The organism is Leptospira ellinghausenii, assembly GCF_003114815.1.
In the GTDB taxonomy this organism is placed as follows: domain Bacteria; phylum Spirochaetota; class Leptospiria; order Leptospirales; family Leptospiraceae; genus Leptospira_A; species Leptospira_A ellinghausenii.
Genome location: NZ_BFAZ01000005.1, coordinates 88,061 through 109,681 on the forward strand (window position 1 = coordinate 88,061; position 21,621 = coordinate 109,681).

General features: G+C 40.0%; 21 protein-coding genes. 7 read left to right on the forward strand and 14 right to left on the reverse strand.

Features of this window, described 5'->3' with window-relative positions; genetic code table 11:
• Nucleotides 1-124: 124 nt before the first annotated feature.
• Both groES and groL read left to right on the forward strand, forming a co-directional pair.
• Nucleotides 125-415: a co-chaperone GroES gene (gene groES, locus DI076_RS04490; RefSeq protein ID WP_015678658.1), complete on the forward strand. Its 291-nt coding sequence runs from the start codon at nucleotides 125-127 to the stop codon at nucleotides 413-415.
• Nucleotides 416-433: 18 nt separating this feature from the next.
• Nucleotides 434-2,083, forward strand: a complete 1,650-nt coding sequence (gene groL, locus DI076_RS04495; protein WP_108958796.1) for a chaperonin GroEL — start codon at nucleotides 434-436, stop codon at nucleotides 2,081-2,083.
• Nucleotides 2,084-2,191: 108 nt separating this feature from the next.
• Here the strand turns inward: groL and DI076_RS04500 are convergent, their stop codons facing one another.
• The 6 genes from DI076_RS04500 to DI076_RS04530 form a co-directional block, all read right to left on the reverse strand.
• Entirely contained in the window at nucleotides 2,192-3,103 is a 912-nt protein-coding gene (locus DI076_RS04500) for a GDSL-type esterase/lipase family protein (RefSeq protein ID WP_245918271.1), read from the reverse strand.
• A gap of 803 nt (nucleotides 3,104-3,906) precedes the next feature.
• On the reverse strand, nucleotides 3,907-4,293 hold the full coding sequence (locus DI076_RS04510; protein WP_108958797.1) for a peptide chain release factor family protein: 387 nt from the start codon (nucleotides 4,291-4,293) through the stop codon (nucleotides 3,907-3,909).
• Nucleotides 4,294-4,446: 153 nt separating this feature from the next.
• Nucleotides 4,447-5,142 (reverse strand): hypothetical protein, encoded by a 696-nt coding sequence (locus DI076_RS04515; RefSeq protein WP_108958798.1) that lies wholly within the window; start codon nucleotides 5,140-5,142, stop codon nucleotides 4,447-4,449.
• Between the two features lie 48 nt (nucleotides 5,143-5,190).
• Nucleotides 5,191-6,243 (reverse strand): Mrp/NBP35 family ATP-binding protein, encoded by a 1,053-nt coding sequence (locus DI076_RS04520; RefSeq protein ID WP_108958799.1) that lies wholly within the window; start codon nucleotides 6,241-6,243, stop codon nucleotides 5,191-5,193.
• A 10-nt stretch (nucleotides 6,244-6,253) separates the two neighbouring features.
• Nucleotides 6,254-7,117, reverse strand: a complete 864-nt coding sequence (locus DI076_RS04525) for a metallophosphoesterase family protein (protein WP_108958800.1) — start codon at nucleotides 7,115-7,117, stop codon at nucleotides 6,254-6,256.
• A complete protein-coding gene (locus tag DI076_RS04530; protein WP_108958801.1) occupies nucleotides 7,114-7,356 on the reverse strand; it encodes a biotin/lipoyl-containing protein in 243 nt (80 codons plus the stop codon). The genes DI076_RS04525 and DI076_RS04530 overlap by 4 nt, the downstream gene beginning before the upstream one ends.
• 89 nt (nucleotides 7,357-7,445) lie before the next feature.
• Here DI076_RS04530 and DI076_RS04535 point away from each other — a divergent pair, with 89 nt between their 5' ends.
• Both DI076_RS04535 and DI076_RS04540 read left to right on the forward strand, forming a co-directional pair.
• Nucleotides 7,446-8,282 (forward strand): hypothetical protein, encoded by an 837-nt coding sequence (locus DI076_RS04535; RefSeq protein WP_108958802.1) that lies wholly within the window; start codon nucleotides 7,446-7,448, stop codon nucleotides 8,280-8,282.
• On the forward strand, nucleotides 8,279-10,144 hold the full coding sequence (locus tag DI076_RS04540) for a bifunctional chorismate-binding protein/class IV aminotransferase (RefSeq protein WP_108958803.1): 1,866 nt from the start codon (nucleotides 8,279-8,281) through the stop codon (nucleotides 10,142-10,144). The genes DI076_RS04535 and DI076_RS04540 overlap by 4 nt, the downstream gene beginning before the upstream one ends.
• Here the strand turns inward: DI076_RS04540 and hslU are convergent.
• From hslU to xerD, 4 genes are read right to left on the reverse strand one after another with little or no spacing between them, the layout of a single operon-like run.
• Nucleotides 10,134-11,552, reverse strand: coding sequence for an ATP-dependent protease ATPase subunit HslU (gene hslU / locus DI076_RS04545; protein WP_108958804.1), 1,419 nt, complete (start codon nucleotides 11,550-11,552; stop codon nucleotides 10,134-10,136). The genes DI076_RS04540 and hslU overlap by 11 nt on opposite strands.
• 1 nt (nucleotide 11,553) lies before the next feature.
• On the reverse strand, nucleotides 11,554-12,087 hold the full coding sequence (gene hslV, locus DI076_RS04550; RefSeq protein ID WP_100727469.1) for an ATP-dependent protease subunit HslV: 534 nt from the start codon (nucleotides 12,085-12,087) through the stop codon (nucleotides 11,554-11,556).
• A 46-nt stretch (nucleotides 12,088-12,133) separates the two neighbouring features.
• Complete coding sequence (locus DI076_RS04555) at nucleotides 12,134-12,565, reverse strand: ATP-binding protein (protein ID WP_108958805.1); 432 nt, start codon at nucleotides 12,563-12,565, stop codon at nucleotides 12,134-12,136.
• Entirely contained in the window at nucleotides 12,565-13,473 is a 909-nt protein-coding gene (gene xerD, locus DI076_RS04560) for a site-specific tyrosine recombinase XerD (RefSeq protein ID WP_108958806.1), read from the reverse strand. Before xerD ends, DI076_RS04555 begins: the two co-directional genes overlap by 1 nt.
• 97 nt (nucleotides 13,474-13,570) lie before the next feature.
• Between xerD and DI076_RS04565 the strand changes: the two genes are divergently transcribed.
• Nucleotides 13,571-14,092, forward strand: coding sequence for a tetratricopeptide repeat protein (locus tag DI076_RS04565; RefSeq protein ID WP_108958937.1), 522 nt, complete (start codon nucleotides 13,571-13,573; stop codon nucleotides 14,090-14,092).
• A 60-nt stretch (nucleotides 14,093-14,152) separates the two neighbouring features.
• Nucleotides 14,153-15,094, forward strand: a complete 942-nt coding sequence (gene trxB, locus DI076_RS04570; protein WP_108958807.1) for a thioredoxin-disulfide reductase — start codon at nucleotides 14,153-14,155, stop codon at nucleotides 15,092-15,094.
• A 73-nt stretch (nucleotides 15,095-15,167) separates the two neighbouring features.
• On the opposite strand, the gene DI076_RS04575 is transcribed toward trxB, so the two are convergent.
• From DI076_RS04575 to ilvB, 3 genes are read right to left on the reverse strand one after another with little or no spacing between them, the layout of a single operon-like run.
• On the reverse strand, nucleotides 15,168-16,904 hold the full coding sequence (locus DI076_RS04575; RefSeq protein ID WP_108958808.1) for a peptidase MA family protein: 1,737 nt from the start codon (nucleotides 16,902-16,904) through the stop codon (nucleotides 15,168-15,170).
• A gap of 60 nt (nucleotides 16,905-16,964) precedes the next feature.
• Nucleotides 16,965-17,453 (reverse strand): acetolactate synthase small subunit, encoded by a 489-nt coding sequence (ilvN, locus tag DI076_RS04580; protein ID WP_108958809.1) that lies wholly within the window; start codon nucleotides 17,451-17,453, stop codon nucleotides 16,965-16,967.
• Nucleotides 17,450-19,156, reverse strand: coding sequence for a biosynthetic-type acetolactate synthase large subunit (gene ilvB, locus DI076_RS04585; protein ID WP_108958810.1), 1,707 nt, complete (start codon nucleotides 19,154-19,156; stop codon nucleotides 17,450-17,452). Before ilvB ends, ilvN begins: the two co-directional genes overlap by 4 nt.
• A 113-nt stretch (nucleotides 19,157-19,269) precedes the next feature.
• Here ilvB and DI076_RS04590 point away from each other — a divergent pair, with 113 nt between their 5' ends.
• Nucleotides 19,270-20,376 carry a tetratricopeptide repeat protein gene (locus DI076_RS04590; protein ID WP_108958811.1) on the forward strand — a complete coding sequence of 369 codons (1,107 nt, stop codon included), beginning with the start codon at nucleotides 19,270-19,272 and terminating at the stop codon, nucleotides 20,374-20,376.
• On the opposite strand, the gene DI076_RS04595 is transcribed toward DI076_RS04590, so the two are convergent.
• Nucleotides 20,373-21,551, reverse strand: coding sequence for an MFS transporter (locus DI076_RS04595; RefSeq protein ID WP_108958812.1), 1,179 nt, complete (start codon nucleotides 21,549-21,551; stop codon nucleotides 20,373-20,375). The two genes, DI076_RS04590 and DI076_RS04595, sit on opposite strands and share 4 nt — an antisense overlap.
• Nucleotides 21,552-21,621: the final 70 nt, after the last annotated feature.

The window sequence follows — 21,621 nt, forward strand, 5'->3', positions numbered from 1 at the left end:
TCTTCGCTTGAAAGTGCTTGACCTATTTCTCCTACAAACATTCTATGGTACTGGAGTTTAGCACTCTTTTTTGAAAGGTGCTAAACTTAGTATTAATCAGTAGATTGCATAAAAGGAGTCACTCATGGCATCAATCAAACCTTTAGGCGACCGAGTAGTCGTAGAGCCAAAGAATGAGTCGGAAGAAAAAATCGGATCCATCATCGTACCAGACACTGCCAAAGAAAAACCACAAGAAGGCAAAGTCATCGCTGTGGGACAAGGCCGTTACGAAGACGGTAAACTCGTTCCTTTAGAAGTAAAGGTAGGAGACACAGTTCTTTACGGAAAGTATTCCGGAACAGAAATCAAACAAGGCGGAAAGGAATTACTCATCATCCGTGAAAGCGACATCCTCGGTGTTGTGACAAACTAAATCTAAAAGGAAAGAATCATGGCTAAAACAATAGAATTTGATGAAACAGCACGTAGAAAACTTCTTAGCGGAGTAAACAAACTCGCTAACGCAGTAAAGGTGACTCTCGGACCAAAAGGCCGTAACGTAGTCATCGACAAAAAATTTGGATCTCCTACCATCACAAAAGACGGTGTAACGGTTGCTAAAGAAATCGAACTAGAAGATGCAATCGAAAACATGGGCGCTCAAATGGTGAAAGAAGTTTCCACCAAAACGAACGACATTGCGGGTGACGGAACAACTACTGCAACTATCCTTGCACAAGCCATCATCAATGAAGGTTTGAAAAACGTGACTGCGGGTGCAAACCCAATGGCTCTTAAACACGGGATCGACAAAGCAGTTCTTGCCGCTGTAGAAGAAATCAAAAAACACGCAATCAAAATCAATAGCAAAGCAGAATACGCAAACGTTGCAACAATCTCTGCAAACAATGATCCAGAAATCGGTAACCTCATTGCGCAAGCATTTGACAAAGTAGGTAAAGAAGGTGTGATCACTGTTGATGAAGCAAAATCAATTGAAACCACTCTTGATATCGTAGAAGGGATGCAATTTGATCGTGGATATGTGTCTCCTTACATGGTGACAGATCCAGAAGCAATGATCGCTACTTTTAACGATCCATTCATCTTAATCTACGACAAAAAAATTGCTTCGATGAAAGACCTTCTCCCAGTGCTTGAAAAAATTGCACAAGCGGGTAGACCACTTGTCATCATCGCTGAAGAAGTGGAAGGCGAAGCTCTTGCAACAATCGTTGTCAACACACTTCGTAAAACCATCCAATGTGTGGCTGTAAAAGCTCCAGGGTTTGGTGACAGAAGAAAGGCAATGCTTGAAGACATTGCCATCCTCACTGGTGGACAAGTGATTTCTGAAGACCTCGGAATGAAACTTGAAAACGCAGATGTGAAGATGTTAGGCCGTGCTAAAAAAGTGGTAGTGGACAAAGAAAACACAACCATCATCGAAGGTGCTGGTGCTTCTAAAGACATCCAAGGCCGAGTGAACCAAATCAAAAAACAAATCGAAGACACAACTTCTGATTACGATCGTGAAAAACTCCAAGAACGCCTTGCAAAACTTGCTGGTGGTGTTGCTGTGATCCACGTTGGTGCTGCGACTGAAGTAGAAATGAAAGAGAAAAAAGCTCGTGTAGAAGATGCTCTTTCTGCAACTCGCGCTGCTGTGGAAGAAGGAATTGTTCCTGGTGGTGGACTCACACTACTACGTGCACAAGACGCAGTGAAAGCATTAAAACTTTCTGGCGACGAACAAACTGGTGCAAACATCATCTTACGCGCATTAGAAGAGCCTATTCGTATGATCACTTCCAATGCAGGTCTTGAAGGATCTGTGATTGTGGAACAAGCTCGTGCGAAAAAAGGAAACGAAGGATTCAACGCACTCACTATGGTTTGGGAAGACCTCATCAAAGCTGGTGTAGTTGACCCTGCGAAAGTAGTTCGTTCTGCCCTTCAAAATGCAGCTTCTATTGGTGCGATGATCCTCACCACTGAGGTGACCATTACAGACAAACCTGAGCCGAAAGATGCTGCTGGTGCTGGAATGGGCGGCATGGGAGGAATGGGTGGTATGGGAGGAATGGGCGGTATGATGTAAATCATTTTCCCTATTCTCTTCTGAACAATCTGTTCATTTAAAAAGCCTAAGTGGGATTCTGCTTAGGCTTTTTTTGTATAAAAATCAAATCGAAGGAAATCGATTATATTACAATCCTTTGTACTTTCCTTGCATGATTTGTTGGATTAGTTCTGGTTGAGGTAATGACTTTTCCACATCTGAATTTAATGGAGTGGATAAACTTTTCGTTTCTCCCAAGGAAAGATCGGAACAAGGGCTACCTGGCATAGAAGGCATCTTCTTAATGGCACGAACCCAAGAACAAGCCATTTTCTGATAACCAGCGGAACTTGGATGGACACCATCAAATGAATAATCTGATGAAGACGTAAGTGCATCATACATATCAACAATCACAATTTGATTTGGAAAACCAATTATTGTTTTTGTCAATTGGTTCGAAATCCATTGGTTATATTGTTCAACGATTGGATTCAAAACGGAATAATCTTTACAGGAAATGCATGTGGAAGCAGGTTTCATGTAACGTATAATTTGTGCCACGTAAATAGTTGTAGAGGGATTTTGTGTTATTAAGTTTTGTATAATGTATGTCAAGCCAACTGTTGCCCTGTCAACAGACTTACCTTGAATAAAATCGTTTGTTCCTGCATGTACTAAAGTGATGTCAGCTATACTCGGTAAGGATGCTATTGGTACTAGTTGGTCTGTTCGAAACCCTGGATAACCATCATGGGACATGGAATTCGTACTCCATTGAATTGCATTTGATCCACCACATTGATAACCAACTGTTCCAAAAACAAACTGATTAGCAGGTTGTAAGGCAATCACTGTCATCCAATTGCGGTATCCACCTCCCCAAAGTTGTACAGCACAGGGAGAACATGAGTTTTGACCATTATTACCGTAGTTCATACAGATGCCTGGAATCCCATAGCACTGAACAAATCCGTAACCAAAGGTTATCGAATCACCAAACTGACGAATGATTGGATAATTGGTAGAAGATAGTTTAGAGGGTATAGGTTCAGCCAAAATGTGGGTTTGCCGAGACAAACCAAAAAGGATAAACCCGAATAATAAAATTATTGGGTAGAAGCGAAAAAAGCGGTTTTTCATTGTTTCTCCATCAGGTAACTGCATACCATTAAAATAATCGCATACAAAGAATTAGTTTTTGGTATTGTTAGATGATAATTTCTCATTCAGCAAGTATAAATTTTCGATAGAAATAGAAAATCATCGTTCAAATCGTATCTCATTACCACCGTTTAACAAACTATAATTGATTATTAAGGGGGATATATTTTCACAAAATCCTCGTTCATTGACGAAAGCAAAAACCTAAGGTTTAACAAATGTTTGTAATGTTTAAAAAAACACAATTGGAAAAGGAAACAATGATTTGGATGACAGGGTTTGTAACCAAAACCAAACAAATATTAAGTTTCTTATGGACATCAAAATAGTATCCGTATAGGCGAAAGTTAAGATCACAATTGAAATAAAACATGGAATCGCCACATCAACTGAATGACGTTCCAACGACCCGACCCATAAATCTTCTCAAAAAATACAAACAACCGATGGAAATTGAAAACAAAGTAAGGATAAAAATGAAAAAACTAGGAGGAATCGAATCGTTATAAAAAAAGCCAAAAAATCGAAAAGTATAACCAATCGGCTAAATTCCATCTGAAAAAAAAAATGTAAATGTAATTTCCAGAACATTCGTATGGAAAAGATAAAATAGGAATAATTTTCAATTTTAAACTATCCTATCTTGGCTTATCGTCGATTCTGAGGATGGAACAGAAAATAAAAAATGAAGATTCGATTTAGATAGGATCGTTCCTTTCTAATTTTTCTTTCTCCAATTTCTTTTTTAGGGCCTTATTGTATTTGTTTTGTTTTTTCTTACGAAGTTTTTGAATAGAGGATTCGGACTTTGAAGGTTCCAATTCTCTCTCCATTTCCAAACAGAGTAAGTCCCTTGCTTTATAACGATTCAGTCCTTGGGTACGGTAGATCGAACATTTCACTTGTTTGCCTGAAGGGATATGAAGTAATACAACGGCAGTTGCCACCTTATTGACGTTTTGCCCCCCTTTTCCACTCGCTTTTACAAATTGTTCTTTTAAATCCGATTCGTGGATGCCAAGTGTCTCCATTCGTTTTTTAAGCGAAACATTCTTTTCTGGGGAAACTGGGAAGGTAAGTGCCATGACAGTGTTACTCTTAGGTTGGAAATTGGAATGGTTTTCGGCCGATGCCTTAAGGATTTTTGAAAAATATCAGCTTAAGAAGAGAATCCTAAGAAATAAACCCCTCATGGAAAGAAGGGTTTGCATCCTTACGGCTGAATCGGAACCTAATGCTTACGTAGCCGTAGATTCTTCGATCTCTAAAATGCGTTTTCTCAGATCAGAAGCCGTTTCATAATTTTCAATTTGTATGGCATTGAATTTTTGGATGTAAAGGCCAACGAGTTCATCCCCAACCTTTCCTGGAACCGACAAAGCTTTTTTAAAATTATCAATGTCGAGTGTTGGATGGTTTGTATGAAAGTAGTCCACAATTCGTTCCATCTTGAGCCTAGTTGCTTCTCTGGCAATGCCCGAAGTATTGCGAAACTCGATGGATAAATTGGCGAGGGTTTCCAGTGGTTCACTTACCTGCTCGAGTTGGTCACTGAGATTTGTGGTTTGGGTTTTCTTTTCTTTTGCCTTACAGAATTCCACATACCGCATCACCATGGAATTAAATTGTTCCATTCGTTCTTGTATGTATTGGTTTGCCAAATCTTTGTTTTCTGGCATTTGGAAGTCTGGAAGTTGCACCACATCATACAAATGGATATTGTCCGAGAGGATTTTCATGAGTTCCTCTTTGGATGGAAGTGCCACTGGTGGAAAGGTCACCACAGGGTAGTTGTCTCCAATTTTTAAGAAACTCACCACCACATTCGAGGCTATGATTTTCCCACCTGGTGCAATCGGATTCTCTCCGAATACATGGCAGTATGCGATTAAATTCCCGGTTGGATTTGGTTTGGAACCGCGTTCAAAATTCATAGTGTATCCTTTAGACTAAGAAATGTGCAGGAAGACACAAGTGATTTTTTAATCTTCCCAATTGGCAATTTGTTCTTCTAAATTCTTTGCAATCTTAAAATAAGCCTGTTGTAAAGGTGAGTCTTTTGCGTCAAGTAAGGCAGGTTTCCCGGCTTCGCCCGAACTCATGACATCGAGTGTGAGTGGAACTGCACCGAGCTCAGGCACTCCGACTTGTTTGGAAAGTTTTTCCCCTCCTCCTTTGGAAAATACATCGGTCACGTGGCCACATTTTGGACAAGCAAACCCAGACATGTTTTCCACAATCCCAAGGATTGGTACTTTTACTTGTTTGAACATGGCAGCAGCACGACCTGCATCTAACACCGCCACTTCTTGTGGAGTGGTGACAATGACAGCTCCATCCAGGTCAATGAGTTGGGCAAGAGATAACTGTACATCCCCAGTGCCAGGGGGTAAATCAATGAAGAGGTAATCCAACTCTCCCCATACTACATCGTATAAAAACTGTTCAATGGCCTTTCCAAGCATAGGTCCACGCCAAACCACTGGTTGGTCTTCTGTGACGAGGAAGGAAAAGGATATGAGTTTGATACCATGTTTTTCAATTGGGTAAATTTTATCTTCTTCGGATTTTAATGCAACTCGTCCATTAATTCCAAACATCTTACCAAGGGATGGACCATAGATGTCGGCATCCAAAATCCCCACCTTTTTACCGTTACGTGCTAAGGTGCTCGCTAAGTTTGCAGTGACAGTTGATTTCCCCACTCCCCCTTTTCCAGAACCCACAGCGATGACTTTTTTCACCCCGAAGATTCTGTTTCCATCTTCCATTTTTAAGTTCTGGTCGACTTCAAACTTAATCTTTACTTTACCTGCACCTTCAATTTTGGAAATCAACTGTCTTGTTTGAGCTTCGAGTCCAATTTGCAAACGACGGTCTGCATTAGGAGTTTTGATTAGAATTTCGATTCCATCATCAGTGGGAGTGACACCAGCTACCATTCCGAGACTCACAATGTCTTTTTTGAGTTCCGGGTGTTTCACTTGCATGAGTTGCCGTTGGATGGTTGTTAAATCAATTTTAGAATTCGCCATGGTATGTCCTTTAGACGACTCCCTCAGTCTCTTCGTAAAGAATGGGATTTGTCTCTGTAAATTTATTATCTGAATAGATGAAACGACGGTAATGGGTTTGTTTTCCCAGCTCGATCAAATGGAATCCACATTCATGTTTGGAATCCGAAAGCCGTGTACTTGATGCTGAGTTCACAATGGTGAAGGGAGTTTCTTTCCCAGGAAGTTTGACCCAATTGGTATGAGTATGCCCATGTAAGTACAATTCTGGAGGATTGGTCTGTAATCCATCCACCACTTCCTTCCTGTTGGACATTCGGTGGGAAGCAGATTCGACTTCTGTTTTGGGATTCCAAAGTGGGTGGTGTCCCACAAGCACATACGGTTCTTCCGTGAGCTTCACTGTTTTTTCGACCACTTCTTTGGCAACATATCCGTTTGCTGTGATTCTCGGAATGGCTAAATTGGAATCCCATCCAACAAATAATTTTCCTGCAATTCGTTTGGTGCGTAAGTAATGATTGGAGTTTACAGACTCACCCATCCATTCTGCAAATGCCTTTTCAAATAAAGGATTTGGGCCCATTGCCCTTTTTTGGTAACGGTCATGGTTTCCTGGAATTAAGAACGTTTTGTCCGTTAAAATCGGTTTTAGGATGTCTTTTGCGTTTTGGAATTCACTTGGATGTGAAACGTTTGTTAGGTCACCAGAGATTACGAGTGCATCATATTCTAAACTTTTGATGGTGTCCACCATGGCAGCGATTAGAACTACCGGGTGTTTTGACCTTCTCCTCACATGGTAATTGAGGTATCCGACAATGGCTTTCCCACGAAGTGAAAACAATGAGAGTTTTTTCGGGAAATGTAAATCGGATATATGAAGGATTTTCATTCGTTAATATCCATGATTCCAAGGATATCTCCTTTTTTCACCACCGATCCTTGTTCCATGATGATTTTTTTTAAGGTACCAGAATAAGGGGATTCGACAGGAAATGCAGCTTTCTCAGTCACAAGTTCGATCACTTCGTCCCCTTCCTTCACAGATTGGCCTTCTTTGCATAACCAACGGACGAGTTCGATTTTTTCAGTGTCACCTAAATCAGGAGTTTTCAGAAGGAATTCTTTCATATACAAACAAACCTGCTCACTCGGTCGGAAAACTGGTTTACAAAACCTTGTTTTCCCGTTTTTTATACATAAAAGTTTAGCGAACCTCAATGGCAAACGAGAAAATCAAATACAAAGGCACAGAAATCCTTGAAAACTTAGACCACCTCATCAAAAAGGATTATTTCCATTTTGAATTAAAAGGTCTAACCAAATCGACACGTGATATCGTAAACGAAGTGGTCCAAGGAATTTTAAACCGTGTGGGTGCAAACCCTCTCACCTCTTTTCACCTCTTTAGTGGACTCATGGAAGCCCTACTCAATGCGGTAAAAGCGAATACAAGATTTGTCATTTTCCAAGATGAACTCTTAAACAAACTGAAAGCCCAAGGCCAAACTCCTGAAGAAGAAGCAGAAGAGTTACTTGATATCATTTTAGAAACAGAACCACTACGAGATGCAATGCAACGTTACATTGTGCCCGATAAAATCAAAAAAGTGGTTCAAAAAATCCTAACCCTTTCAGACAAAAAGAGAACGAAAAAACACAATCTTAACGAAGACGAAAAAGAATTCTTAACAATTGTTAGAGAAAAGGTCAAAAAGTATGATCTAAAGATTTCGATGAAAATTGAAATCCGTCCTACTTCCGTTTACATTCGGATTCGTAACGATTCACCGATTATGGGAATGGATTTAAATAGGATTCGGAAAAGTAGAGAACGTCACGCAGAACTTGCAAAACAAGGGAATAGTGCCGAATTCTTTCGCCCTGACTTTTTAGATGAAAAAGAAAGTGCCGGTTTTGGAATTGCGATGATAGATGAAGGTTTTTATAACTTGGGACTTGATCCTTTAGAGTGTTTTGATATCCAAACGAGTAAAAAAACCACAACTGTCTATTTGAATTACCCACTCGAAGCACTCCAAAAAATGGAGTTTTGATTCCTATCGAATCCATTCCTTGGATACAATTCGAAGAGAACTACCGAAACTTAGGTGGCCTTCTCTTCGAAGATTGTGTATCAGAACCTGGATATACAATTTCCGATCATTACTTTGGTCCTATTGAAGAAATTCAACTCAAACTCAATCGAAACCAAAATCTAAAAGGCCAAATCAAATCCTTATTCGATCGATTGGATATAGAAAGAAAAAAAGGAAATTACCCTTGTGGGATCCTCAATTATGAATTAGGCTATCACTTCATTGAAGGTTTGGATTTAGAATCTTCTCCCTTAATGGAAGGAACCCCTCTCCTTCATATCACCATCTTCCAAAACAAAAAAAGATCAAAGTATAAAAATCCTGATCCCAAGGTCGATACGTCAGTTTCCATTTCAAATCCCAAACCAAAATGGTCAAAAGACCAATATACAAACCAATGGGAAAAAACATTAGAATATCTGAAACTTGGGGAAAGTTATGAATTGAATTTATGTTTTCCCGTAGAACTACAGATTCACGGTGATTTGTTTTCCTTGTACCAAAACCTCAAAGCAAAACAAAAAACAAAATATTCAGTATTTTATCCTTACGAAGGAAAAAACAAAACAATTGTTTCACTCTCACCTGAACTTTTTTTTGAAGTACAAGGTGAAACGATCACCACAGAACCAATGAAAGGAACCATCGTTAGAGGGAATACAAAAGAACAAGACCAAAAGAATTTTTTACACCTACAAACTTCCGAAAAGGAAAGAGCCGAAAATGTAATGATCACAGATTTGTATCGAAATGATCTGGGACGAGTCGCCAAACAAGGAACAGTTGCAGTGGAAGAACTTTTTTCAATCCGAGGTCTCAGTACTGTTTGGCAAATGGTATCCAGAGTAACGGCAAAACTAGACAAACCATTTTCTTGGAATACAGTCCTCTCTTCCTTGTTTCCATCAGGGTCAGTGATTGGTGCTCCCAAACGGAATTCCTATGAACTTTTACGTTCTTTGGAAGTTGAGAACAGAGGAGTTTATACAGGTATTTTTTTTACATCAGAGGAAACAAACCATCTTCCCTGGATCCGTGCCAGTGTTACGATTCGTACGTTAGAAACAGATTCAATTGGCAAAACTCATAATGCCATTTATGGAATTGGGAGTGGGGTCACAGTGCTTTCCACACCCAATGAAGAATATGAAGAATGCCTCTCCAAACTAAAGGTACTGACAAGTCCCGTACCACCCAGTTTCCAAATCTTAGAGACTTTGAAACTTTCCAATGGAAAAATCTTCTTAAAGGAAGAACATGGGAATCGAGTGGAAAGTACAGCGAAACGGTTTGGATTTTCATTTTCAAAAACAAAATTAGAAGATACTTTCCATAGGATGGAAACAGAATTACCTGGAAAGTTTAGGATACGTTTCTTACTGAGTGAAGAAGGTAACTTCCAATGGGAATCAACTCCACTTCCGAAACGTTCCATCCGACCTACCATCTCTTTGGGTTTTGCAAAAGAACCCATCAATTCAGATGATGTATTTTTATATCACAAAACAACAAACCGCAGTGTTTACAACCAACTAACAGAAGATTGTAAAGAATTAGGGATCGATGATTGTATCCTTTTTGACAAGGATGGCAGAGTGCTAGAAACGACAATCCGTAACCTATTTTTCAAAGAAAAGGGAGAGTGGTACACGCCATCCTTAGACACAGGCGGACTTCCAGGAGTCTTTCGAGAAAGACTTCTCCAAAAAAATTGGGTGAAGGTAAAACCCACAACCAAAGATGACTTACTGAAAGCAGAGGCCATCCTGGTAGGGAATTCCGTTCGAGGATTCGAACGGGTAACACTTGTTACAAAATAAATCGACTGAGGTCTTTGTCCTCTATGATTCCTTTAAGTTTGTTCGATACATACTCTTCATTGATGACCACATGTTTTTTATCCTCTGGTAAATCGGGAGCTTCAAAACTTGTGTCTTCCAATAATTTTTCCATGATGGTATTGAGCCTTCTTGCTCCAATGTTTTCGTTTTTTTCATTCATTTGGAAGGCAAGTTTTGCAATTTCAGCAATTCCATCTTTTGTGTATTCAATCTTCACTCCTTCAGTGGCAAGAAGCGCCTCGTATTGTTTGGTGAGAGACGACTTAGGTGTTGTGAGAATTTTGATAAAATCTCCTTCCGTTAGTGTTTCCAATTCCACACGGATCGGAAACCTTCCTTGTAACTCAGGGATTAGGTCAGATGGTTTTGTCATATGGAAGGCACCAGCGGCAATGAACAAAATATGATCTGTTTTGATTGGACCTAGTTTTGTATTCACAGTTGATCCTTCTACAATTGGTAAAAGGTCCCGTTGTACCCCTTCTCGCGAAACGTCGGCTCCTTGGCGCCCCTCTCTTCCTGCAATTTTATCAATTTCATCCAGAAAGATAATCCCCATCTCTTCCACTCGGCGTACTGCTTCTGATTGGATTTTATCCGAATCGATGAGTTTTTCTGCTTCTGATTCTAATAAAATTTTCTGTGCATCCGAAACTTTCACCTTTCGTTTACCAGATTTTTTTGGCATCAAATCCCCAAGAAGGTTTTGGATTTGGTTGTCCATCTCTTCCATATTCCCCGCACCAAACACCTGCAACATGGGCATCCCTGATTGAGGGGATTGTTTAGGAATATCGATTTCGATTTCTTGTTCGTTAAGAATTCCTTTCCGTACCTTGTCGCGAAACTTTTCTCTGGATTCCTTGTAACTCTCAAAACGTTCTTTTTCTTCAGGGTTTAACTCAGATTCTTTTTTATGAAAGATAGGAGGAAGGATCGCATCTAAAATGATTTCTTCTGCTTTTTCAGCGGCTTTGTCTTTCACACGGTCTCGAAATTCCGCTTTCACTAGGTTTAATGCACCCATGGCCAAATCTCGAACCATGGATTCGACGTCCCTACCGACATACCCAACTTCCGTATATTTTGTGGCTTCCACTTTTAAAAAGGGCGCACCACATAACTTGGACAGACGACGAGCAATTTCTGTTTTCCCAACTCCTGTAGGCCCAATCATAATGATGTTTTTGGGGTAAATTTCTTCTCGTAATGATTCTTCCAGTTTACGCCTTCTGGAACGATTACGAAGGGCCACTGCTACAGCTCGTTTTGCTTTTGTTTGGCCAATGATGTGTTCATCCAATCGTTCTACAATTTGGCGCGGAGTGAGATCCTCTGTTTTGTGTGGATCGTTTGCCACTTCTGCTAGTATGGTTTTGAGTGTCATATTATAATTCCTCGATCACTAAATTGTGGTTTGTATAAATACATATGTCAGCGGTAATCTTCATGGCTCTTGTGATGATTTCTTTTGGGTCTAAGTCAGTGTTCTCTACAAGGGCTCTTGCAGCACTGAGGGCAAAATTACCACCAGATCCAATGGCAAGTACACCATCATCTGGTGAGATCACATCCCCCGTTCCTGAAATGAGAAAGGATTCATTGGCATCACATACGATGAGGAGAGCTTCAAGCCTTCGTAACATACGGTCCATCCTCCATTCACGTGCAAGTTCCACTGCAGCACGAGAAACAGATCCACCATGTTCAATTAATTTTTTTTCAAAGAGTTCAAAGAGTGTGAAGGCATCAGCCGCACTTCCAGCAAAGCCAGCAATCACCTTACCGTTGTAAAGGCGACGAACTTTTTTCGCTGTATGTTTCATGACGGTATTTCCCATCGAAACTTGGCCATCTCCCCCTACTGCAATTTTTCCATTTTTACGAACAGAGAGGATGGTGGTTGCGTGAATTGTTTCCATACGGATAAAATTCCAAATGGGAAACCTTTGTCGAGAAAAATGGAGGTTACTTTCTTTTGATGAGGACCATCTGGTTTCCAATCTCAAAGGATTGGTCTAAAAAATAATAATCGGTGAGTTCGCGGATCATAAATAACCCAATGCCATGTTCTCTATAATCACTCACGTCAAAACTCCGTAAATCTTTGGGTTCTACTTTTTTTCCATAATCGCGGAGTTTGATTTCCACTCTGTCTTTATCAAATTGGATTTCAATGAAAATGGGTTTGTCTGTGCGACTGGAATAAGCGTGCCGAATGATATTGGTGATGGCTTCCCCAATGACCAATTTTAAATCCATGGAATCAAATAGGGAAAATCCATGTTCTAAACATAAATTGAAAAAGTAATTTCGAGTGTGAGAAACAAAACGAGGGTTGGAGGGAATTTGGATACGGACTACTTTTCCGTAGTCCGCATGTTTCGTGGGGTTCGACATTATCCTCTCGGATGGAATTTCTTATGAACTTCCTTCAGAGTTTTATTTGCCATATGTGTGTATATCTGTGTGGTAGAAATATCAATATGACCAAGTAACTCTTGTACGGACTTAAGGTCTGCGTGGTTTTCGAGTAGATGAGTTGCAAACGAGTGACGTAACGTGTGTGGAGTGACTTTTTTCTTAATTTTAGTACGTTTGATGTAGTGATTCAGAAGTCTCCAAACCGACTTACGATTGATATACGATCCTTTTTTAGAAACGAATACAAAGTCACAGGTTCTTTTTTTCAAAATTTCAGTGCGACTTTCTGTGAGGTAACGTTTGAGGATTTCCAAAGACTTTTCACCAAAAGGAACAAGGCGTTGTCTACCCCCTTTTCCTTCGACAGTGATGGTCATATTTTCCATATCAATATCGGACATTTTTAAATTACATGCTTCTGAAATCCGAAGGCCAGAAGAGTAAAGTAATTCAAAGATACATTTGTCACGAAGTTCGTACAAATTGTCCTCTTTGATATTTCTGAAGAGTTCCTCAATTTCCGCTTGTGTGAGGTAATCAGGGATGGTTCTTGCAACTTCAGGAGTCTCAATTTTTTCCGTTGGATTGGAATCGAGACGTTTTTCATCTCGTAAGTATTTGTAAAACTGACGGATTGCCACAACTTCTCTTGCAAGAGTTTTTGCAGAGATTTTACGTTCTCTTTCTTCTTCGAGAAAACGCATGATGTCGTTTGCTTTTACTTCTAAAAAGTTGATATGTTCTTTTTCCAAAAAGATGGCGAACTTGTTCAGGTCGTATCCGTAGGAATAAATCGAATTATCGCTCAGTCCTTTTTCTACGGACAGGTACTCTTGGAATGTTTGTAAAAGCTGATTTTGAGAAACTGGCAATTTGGAACCCATCTTTACTCTCTTATGTTACTTAAAGAGTCGGACAAAAAGCTTAAAGAGACTTATTATTTTTTTTGCCACAAATGGCTATGTCAGGAAAAAAGGAGATGTGTCTTATCGAATCACTCCCTTTTTTTTACTCATCCTTTCTTTCCTGTTAGTCGTTAATTGCGGCCGAAAAGAACGAACACTTTTTGAAGAAGGGAAAAAATGGGAATTGGTCGGAGAAAAAACAAAAGCCCTTTATTATTACGAACTTTCGCTCCGGGAAAATCCTGAGTATGACCCTGTCCTCAAACGGATGGGACTTCTCCTTGCCGACAGTGTGGAATCCATTGCCACGGCCATCTTTTATTTGGAAAAATACCACAAACAAAAAAAAGACGACACGGAAGTACAAAGAGAACTCTTCCGCCTCTATCTTACCACAGGGTACGAAAAAGAAGCACTGGAAATTTTAGAGGAAATTCGCTTCCAAGGAAAAAAAGAAACCTTGGAATTTTTTGAAGCTACCTATCTCTGTCTTACGAGAGGGGTCAAACAAAAGGACTACCTCCAGAGTTTAGAAACTAGCCCACTTTCGGGTGACCCGTACTATGCACCTTGGGTGCGGGCGTGTGAAACAAAATAGGCACAAATCGTTTAGACCGAGTCTAAAGAATAACGAACTAGATACAGATTAGGAGAGAATATGAACCACAAAGTTGTCATCATTGGATCAGGTCCTGCAGGACATACAGCAGCCATTTACGCGGCGAGAGCCAATTTAAACCCAGTGATGTATGAAGGATTTATGGCAGGAGGTGTTGCCGCAGGTGGTCAACTCACAACCACAACAGAAGTGGAGAATTTCCCTGGTTTTCCAGAAGGGATCGATGGAACCAAACTCACCCAACTTTTCCGCGAGCAATCGGCAAAATACGGTACCACCATCCATACCCAAACCATTACCAAAGTCGATTTTTCCAAACGCCCTTTTACCATTTGGTCTGATGACGAAGAAATCAAAGCAGAATCCATTATCATAGCGACAGGTGCAACCGCCAAACGTATGTTTGTAAAAGGAGAAGACGTATTTTGGCAACGTGGGATTTCCGCTTGTGCGGTTTGTGACGGTGCCCTTCCCATTTACCGAAACAAAGCTCTCGCGGTCGTGGGTGGTGGGGACTCGGCAGTCGAAGAAGCAAATCACCTGACAAAATTTGCCTCCAAAGTGTATCTTGTGGTAAGACGTGACCAACTCCGCGCTTCCCAAATCATGCAAAAACGTGCGATGGAACACCCCAAAATTGAAATCCTCTGGAACCAAACGGTTGTGGAAGCAAAAGGTGGTGCTGGTGGTCTTACTTCCATTGTACTCGAAAGTACAAAAGACAAATCCCAAAAAGACTTGGAAGTGGGTGGACTTTTTTATGCCATTGGACACGTTCCCAATACGGAAATTTTCAAAGGCCAATTGAATTTAGATGAAACAGGTTATATCATCACAAAACCCGGAACCACACAAACCAATGTTGAAGGTGTATTTGCTGCAGGAGATGTTCAAGACAAAGTGTACAGACAAGCGATCACCGCCGCAGGTAGTGGTTGTATGGCCGCACTTGAAGCAGAACGCTGGTTAGAAGGTCATTAGACTTTAATCGTTTACTTTCCTTTGGAAGAGAAACCGATTTGGTAATCAAATGCCAAATCGGTTTTTTTTTGATTTAGTCCGAATACTGGACGGACTCTCTGTTGGAAAATAAAACCGAAGTTCCATTAGGTGCCACATATTGTTTTTTTCCATTTTCCCACTCTACGATGGTGTAATTGGATCCACGAAACACGATTTGGTTTCCAGGGAATACATTGGCTTCCCAACCATCTCCATACCAACGGTAATTTCCTTTTTTCCATAAGAAAAAATACGTTCCTTTGGGCCCTAAAAAATCCCCTTCTCGTTTTCCAGAAAAATCTTCAACATTTGCAACAAAGATTTTGTATAGGTGAGGAAGTTCCTCATATGATTTGATATCTTTCGCCGAATCTTTGATTGCAAAACCTTTCTCCAAAAAGGAAAAATATTCATTGGGAAGTTGTGGGTTCATGATTGTATACCCAGAAAGAGAGAGTGATTTTGTATCCTTTAAGATTTGAATTTTGTCTGTTTCAAATCGTTTTGTGCTCTCTTTCAAAATGGAATCAGCACTCACACCAGTTACTTTTTGTAAGGCGAGAGTCGATTCAAGTCCTAAACAAGTTTCTTTTTGGTAGGAAGTGATAGCGTCTTTTCCATACACATCATGGATGTGTTTGACTAAGATGGCACCAAAAAGATAAGGAATGTTGTCTTTGTATTTGGCGTCTAACAAAGATTTAAAGGACTTGGGTGCCTTATTTTCGCGGATTAATTTTTCTGTTTCCGCATAAACCCAAACACGTTTGCGGTCACTCATTCTAGATTCAATATAAGAGGCCAATCCTTCTTCAAACCAAGGATCAAGGATTTCTTGGGAAGGTTGTGTTCCTGTTTCGGCTATGGTTTTTAAACAAGATACTTGTTCTGCGTTTCGTGTCAGTTTTTGGAGTACCATACTAAAATTAACCCGTCGAAGGGAGTCGGCATCAAAATTTGGATTTCCCGATCGTTCTGGCATTTGTTCGCCGCAACACATAACGATGGCATCCTTACCCCCAAGTCCCAATTCCGTTTGGTTGGCTCCCGGAAGATCAAATCCTACATACTCTTTTGCAGTTGGGTAGTCATCAAAGAGTAGGACAGGAATTTTCCCACGATTTTCAAAACCAAATTCATTTTTTAAAATAGTAAATAGAGATTTTGTTTTGACTTCTTCACCAAACACACGTAAATACTCATTCCACTTATCCGAACCATAAAAAACAAGATTTCCTATCTCTAATTTTGGTTTTCCGAATTTGGATTCATTTACGAGGAGGTAGTTTTGAAACTCGAGAGGTTTTTGGTAAATGGTATCGTATTCTTTTCGGTGGGAAATCCAATACTTTGTGATTTTGGAATTGTCTGGATAATTCCAAACGAGTGTCGGCGAACATCCATTACATGATGTAAGTGCAGGAGCAAAAACAAATCCAGTCCCAGTTGGAAAATCTAATTTAAAAATCCCAGTGGGCCATTCTGTAAACACACTGCCATCAGCCCGTTTCCATTGGTAATGGTTTTTAACCCATTGGTAGACTTCCCCCCCATCTGGTCCCAAATAATACCCTGGGGCTGCATCCAAAAATCCTAACTTCAAATCTTCCAGTTTTGGTTCTTGGAGTTTTTCGGATTGGAAAAAACTCGTTGGTGCGGTTTCTCCAAAATCAAAATACAAGACTTCTGCCCCACTCCCTCGTTTTAAAGGAACAGGTTTTCTCTCAGCATCAGAATAAAGGAAAGAACCAAGGAAGAAGGAAATTAGAAAAACAAGAGTACGTTTCATAGGGACAAATCTCAATTGCCCCCAATTTTGGTCTAAATTTAGACCACTGTCAAGAGGATTCTAAACAGCGTTTTGGTTTCGATAGGCGATGGCGATTTGGCCTGTTCTTGAAATTTCTCGGATCCCAAATGGTTTTAAAACCGCTATGATATTACTCACCTGACGTGAATTTCCTGAAAACTCAATGAGAAGGGAATCTTCTGTCATTTCTAAAATTTTCACATCAAATCCGTTACAAATTGTAAGTGCTTCACTACGATTATTTTCACTGATGGAGAACGAAACAAGAACCAGTTCCCTTTGTACGGAACTCGCATACGCCATATCTTGTACTCTTAAAACATCAGGCAGTTTTAATAATTGGTTTTTCACCTGACCAACTACAAAATCATCTCCATTCAGGACAATTGTCATAGAAGACACTTCTGGGTTATCGGTAACACCAACAGCAATTGAATCAATGTTATACCCACGTCTTGTGAATAAACCTGAGACATGGCTCATGACACCTGGATGGTTATTGACTAATATACTCAGTGTATGTTTCATTTTTTCAATTTCCCCAAGTCTTTGAATTCGATGAGATCTTGTTGTGATTTACCAGCAGGGATCATAGGGAAAACTTTTTCTTCTGCAGGGATCATGACTTCAATGAGTGCTGAACCACTGTCTTTCAAAAAGAACTCTACCCCTTTATCAATCTCTGATTTTTTTTCAATCCTCATTGCTGGGATATCATAAGCTTCGGCAAGTTTCACAAAGTTAGGATTATAAGACCATTGTGATTCACTAAAACGTTCTTCATAAAAAAGTTCCTGCCATTGGCGAACCATACCAAGAAAGTTATTATTAAAAAGTAAAATCTTAACACCTAACTTGGATTGTGCGATCGTTGCCAGTTCCTGGATACACATTTGGAAAGAACCATCTCCTGTGACACAAATCACAGTTTTATCTGGGTTACCAAATTTGGCACCGATGGCCGCAGGTAATCCAAATCCCATTGTACCAAGGCCACCAGAAGTAAGCCATGTATTCGGTTTATCAAAGAGATAATACTGTGCTGCCCACATTTGGTGTTGGCCAACATCGGTAGAAACAATGGCTTCACCTTTCGTTTTTGTATACACCCTGTTTAAGAAGTCTTGGGGTTTGATACTTTCGCCACTGTTGTCATAATCGAGTGGGTGATTTTGTTTGAGAGTTTGGATTCTGGAAATCCAACCTGTACGGTCTCCACCTTTTACAAAAGGAAGGATTTCACGAATGGCATCTTTCAAATCACCATGTAAAATATGGTCCACATTAATTCGTTTATTAAACTCTGCTGCATCAATGTCCACATGGGCTCTCACAGCATTTGGTGCAAAGTCTTGGTATTTGGCAACACGGTCATCAAACCGAGCACCCAAATTGAGGATATAATCACATTCTAACACGGCTTTGTTGGCATAAGCCGTTCCATGCATACCTAACATCCCTACAGAAAGTGTATGGGTTCCAGGAAAGGCACCTAGTCCCATGAGTGTCGTTGTCACAGGTGCATTTGCTTTTTCAGCAAGGGCTTTGATTTCAGCAGAAGCAAAGGAATTGATCGCACCACCACCCACATAGAGTAACGGGCGTTTGGCTTGGTTTAGTGCATCCGCAAATTCTTGAGGATCCCCTTTTACCTTTGGTCTTTCATAATGATGAGGAGCAATTTTTAAAGCGGATGCTTTTCTTACGGAAGTTTTTTCCAATTGTACATCTTTTGGAAAATCGAGTAATACTGGGCCTGGTCGACCACCCATTGCGATTTTGATGGCTTCTTCAAAATGACGAGCAAGGTCATCAGCCTTTTTGATCAGTGCATTGTACTTTGTGATGGGGATTGTGATTCCAAAAATATCTGCTTCCTGGAAAGCATCGGTTCCAATGGCATCAGTGGATACCTGACCTGTGATAGCAAGAATGGGGATGGAATCCATTTTGGCATCAGTAAGACCAGTGATCAAATTGGTTGCTCCAGGTCCAGAAGTTGCGATACAAACACCTAACTTTCCTGTCGAACGAGCATACCCTTCAGCCATATGGATAGCACCTTGTTCATGGCGCACAAGGATGTGTTTGATTTTTTTACTATGATACAGTTCGTCGTAGAAAGGGAGAATGGCACCACCAGGGTATCCAAAGACAATTTCCACACCCGCTTCTTCCAATAATTCGACCATGAGCCGGCCGCCTGTAATTGCTTCGGTTGTAGATGTCATACGTATCCCCCCTCATTGTCATTTCTGCAAAAAAGAGCCTGGTGTCAATGTTCTCACGTTTTTGAGTCGATTTTTACTGTCTAAAAAGGAATGCTGAAAATTGGACAGAGAAAATGGAAAACGCCGAGATTGAAAAAACACAAGAAGATGAAAAATTCACAAAAATAAAAGCTCTTGCAAAAGAAGCTTATCGTTTTCTCGACCAAGGTCGCTTCAAAGAAGCAAAAGAACGATTAGACATATTACTTGATGAAGATCCTTCCAATACCTATGGACTTGTTGGCCTTGGTGATTATTATGCCAAAACAAAACAACCAGAACAAGCCATCCAATACTATCGAAAATGTTTGAGTGGAGATACCACAAATAAGTTTTCCCTTATGGGACTTATGAATGCCTACCGAGATCTCAATAGTTTAAAAAGAATCATCGAAGTTGCGGAAGAATTTCACCACATAACAATCACAGATGCAAGTATTTTATCTAGAGTTGCTGATGCCCACAGGAAGTTAAAAAACTTCAAAGAATCAGAAGTGTATTATATGGAAGCTCTGCAAATCAATCCAAACGACCAATATGTCATTGTAGGACTTGGGCATTTGTATTTTGCATGCCAACGGTATGCAGATGCGATTTTGTGGTGGGAAAAACTTCTGAGTAGCCAACCAAATAATATTAAAATCCTAACTGAAATTGGCAATAGTTACCGTAAGATCAAAGATTTTGATAAAGCAATTCTTTACTACGAACGTGCCAAAAATCTAGATCCAAAAAACTTTTTTGCTCTTTATGGTCTTGCCGAGTCTTACCGAGGGAAAAAAGATTTTAAAACTGCAATCACTCATTGGGAAAAAATCCTTGAGTCCGATCCTGAAAACAAACTCATTATCAACCGTTATGCGGACTCTCTCAGGGGTCTTGGTAACTACGACAAAGCTCTCGAATGTTTTAATAAAATTCTCGCGAGTGGCGATGATTACTTTGCACTTCTCGGAAAAGCTGCCGCATTACGACTCATTGGTGACCTCGAAAAAGCAGAAGAAATTTATTTAGGACTGCTAACCAAATCTCCAAATGATCCAAGACCAGCACTGGAACTTTCTGATCTTTGGGACATTATGGGAAAAAAAACACAGGCCATCAAACTTCTAGAAGATTTAGCAAAGAAAAATCCATCCAACGAAGCGATTCGCGAACGGATTGAGTATTTAAAAGATTAGGAATAATATCTTTCCCCTATTGGTATGAATTTGAGATACATCCATACCAATAAGGCAAACATTCCTGTTACTAAAAAAGTAACACCTGCTCCAAAGGTAAACCAAATCCAACCAGCAATCAGACTTGCAAAAAAAGTAGCAAAACTCTGTAACCCAGTGAACATACCAATGGCAGTCCCTACTTCTTCGGAAGGTACAAGATTACTAATCCAAGCTTTTCCAATTCCTTCAGTTGCACTTGCAAAAAGACCGTATAAAAAAAAGGCAAATACAATCCAAACCACAGTTTGGAAGGTTCCCATGATCCAATAAACAAGGATGAACATAAAAATTCCGAATAAAAACATTCGTTTGAGTCCCAAACGATCCGCCAATATCCCAAATGGATAAGCAAAGATGGCATACACTAAATTATAAAAAATATAAATCCCAATGACTGTCGTGTCAGTGAGCCCCACTTCTTTTGCTTTCAGGATCAAAAAAACATCGGAACTATTCCACAAAGCAAAAACAAGTAATCCAAAAACTAACTTTCGATAATTGGAATTTGTCTGTTTCCAATACGAAAGATAGGAAAACAAACTAGTTATTTTTCGCATTTGTTTTGTTTGGTTTTCCTTTTCTTTTAATAAAAAAGTTAGTCCTACCGAAATGAAACCTGGCACAATTGCAAAATAAAACAAATATACATATTGATTGGGATAGATTGCCAAAAAGATAAGTGCGATGCTTGGACCAATCACGGCACCAAGTGTATCAAAGGAACGGTGGAATCCAAAAATCTGTGCTTTTGAGGAAGCAGTGGTTTCTTCTGATAATAAAGCGTCGCGAGCTCCAGTGCGAACCCCCTTTCCAATCCGATCCATTGTACGGGAAAAAAAGACAAGGTATGGCAATCGACTGATTGCTAACAAGGGTTTGGAGATAGCACTTAGTGCATAACCAAATCGCACAAAAGGAACTCGTTTTCCTTGGATATCCGAGAGATTTCCGAAGTATCCTTTACTATAACCAGCGACAAACTCGGCGACCCCTTCCAATAATCCAATGAAGAGGATCGAATAACCAATGGACTTTAGGTAAATTGGCAAAATTGGGTATAACATTTCGCTTGCGATATCTGTAAAAAGACTCACAAGCGAGAGTATCCAAACTGTTTTGGAAATTGTTTTCAAATTTTTAGAGAACCTGCCAGTCCATAAGAATGTTTCCGGTTAGGTAACACGCTTATGAAACTGGATGGAA

Bases quoted from the DNA above. Each gene is read 5' to 3' on its own strand.
- DI076_RS04530 (WP_108958801.1), bottom strand. From the start codon at position 7,356: ATGAAAGAATTCCTTCTGAAAACTCCTGATTTAGGTGACACTGAAAAA.
- ilvN (WP_108958809.1), bottom strand. From the start codon at position 17,453: ATGAAACATACACTGAGTATATTAGTCAATAACCATCCAGGTGTCATG.
- groES (WP_015678658.1), top strand. From the start codon at position 125: ATGGCATCAATCAAACCTTTAGGCGACCGAGTAGTCGTAGAGCCAAAG.
- DI076_RS04515 (WP_108958798.1), bottom strand. From the start codon at position 5,142: ATGAATTTTGAACGCGGTTCCAAACCAAATCCAACCGGGAATTTAATC.
- DI076_RS04575 (WP_108958808.1), bottom strand. From the start codon at position 16,904: ATGAAACGTACTCTTGTTTTTCTAATTTCCTTCTTCCTTGGTTCTTTC.
- DI076_RS04520 (WP_108958799.1), bottom strand. From the start codon at position 6,243: ATGGCGAATTCTAAAATTGATTTAACAACCATCCAACGGCAACTCATG.
- xerD (WP_108958806.1), bottom strand. From the start codon at position 13,473: ATGGGTTCCAAATTGCCAGTTTCTCAAAATCAGCTTTTACAAACATTC.
- hslV (WP_100727469.1), bottom strand. From the start codon at position 12,087: ATGGAAACAATTCACGCAACCACCATCCTCTCTGTTCGTAAAAATGGA.
- hslU (WP_108958804.1), bottom strand. From the start codon at position 11,552: ATGACACTCAAAACCATACTAGCAGAAGTGGCAAACGATCCACACAAA.
- DI076_RS04590 (WP_108958811.1), top strand. From the start codon at position 19,270: ATGGAAAACGCCGAGATTGAAAAAACACAAGAAGATGAAAAATTCACA.
- ilvB (WP_108958810.1), bottom strand. From the start codon at position 19,156: ATGACATCTACAACCGAAGCAATTACAGGCGGCCGGCTCATGGTCGAA.
- trxB (WP_108958807.1), top strand. From the start codon at position 14,153: ATGAACCACAAAGTTGTCATCATTGGATCAGGTCCTGCAGGACATACA.
- DI076_RS04510 (WP_108958797.1), bottom strand. From the start codon at position 4,293: ATGGCACTTACCTTCCCAGTTTCCCCAGAAAAGAATGTTTCGCTTAAA.
- DI076_RS04535 (WP_108958802.1), top strand. From the start codon at position 7,446: ATGGCAAACGAGAAAATCAAATACAAAGGCACAGAAATCCTTGAAAAC.
- DI076_RS04525 (WP_108958800.1), bottom strand. From the start codon at position 7,117: ATGAAAATCCTTCATATATCCGATTTACATTTCCCGAAAAAACTCTCA.
- DI076_RS04555 (WP_108958805.1), bottom strand. From the start codon at position 12,565: ATGTCGAACCCCACGAAACATGCGGACTACGGAAAAGTAGTCCGTATC.
- groL (WP_108958796.1), top strand. From the start codon at position 434: ATGGCTAAAACAATAGAATTTGATGAAACAGCACGTAGAAAACTTCTT.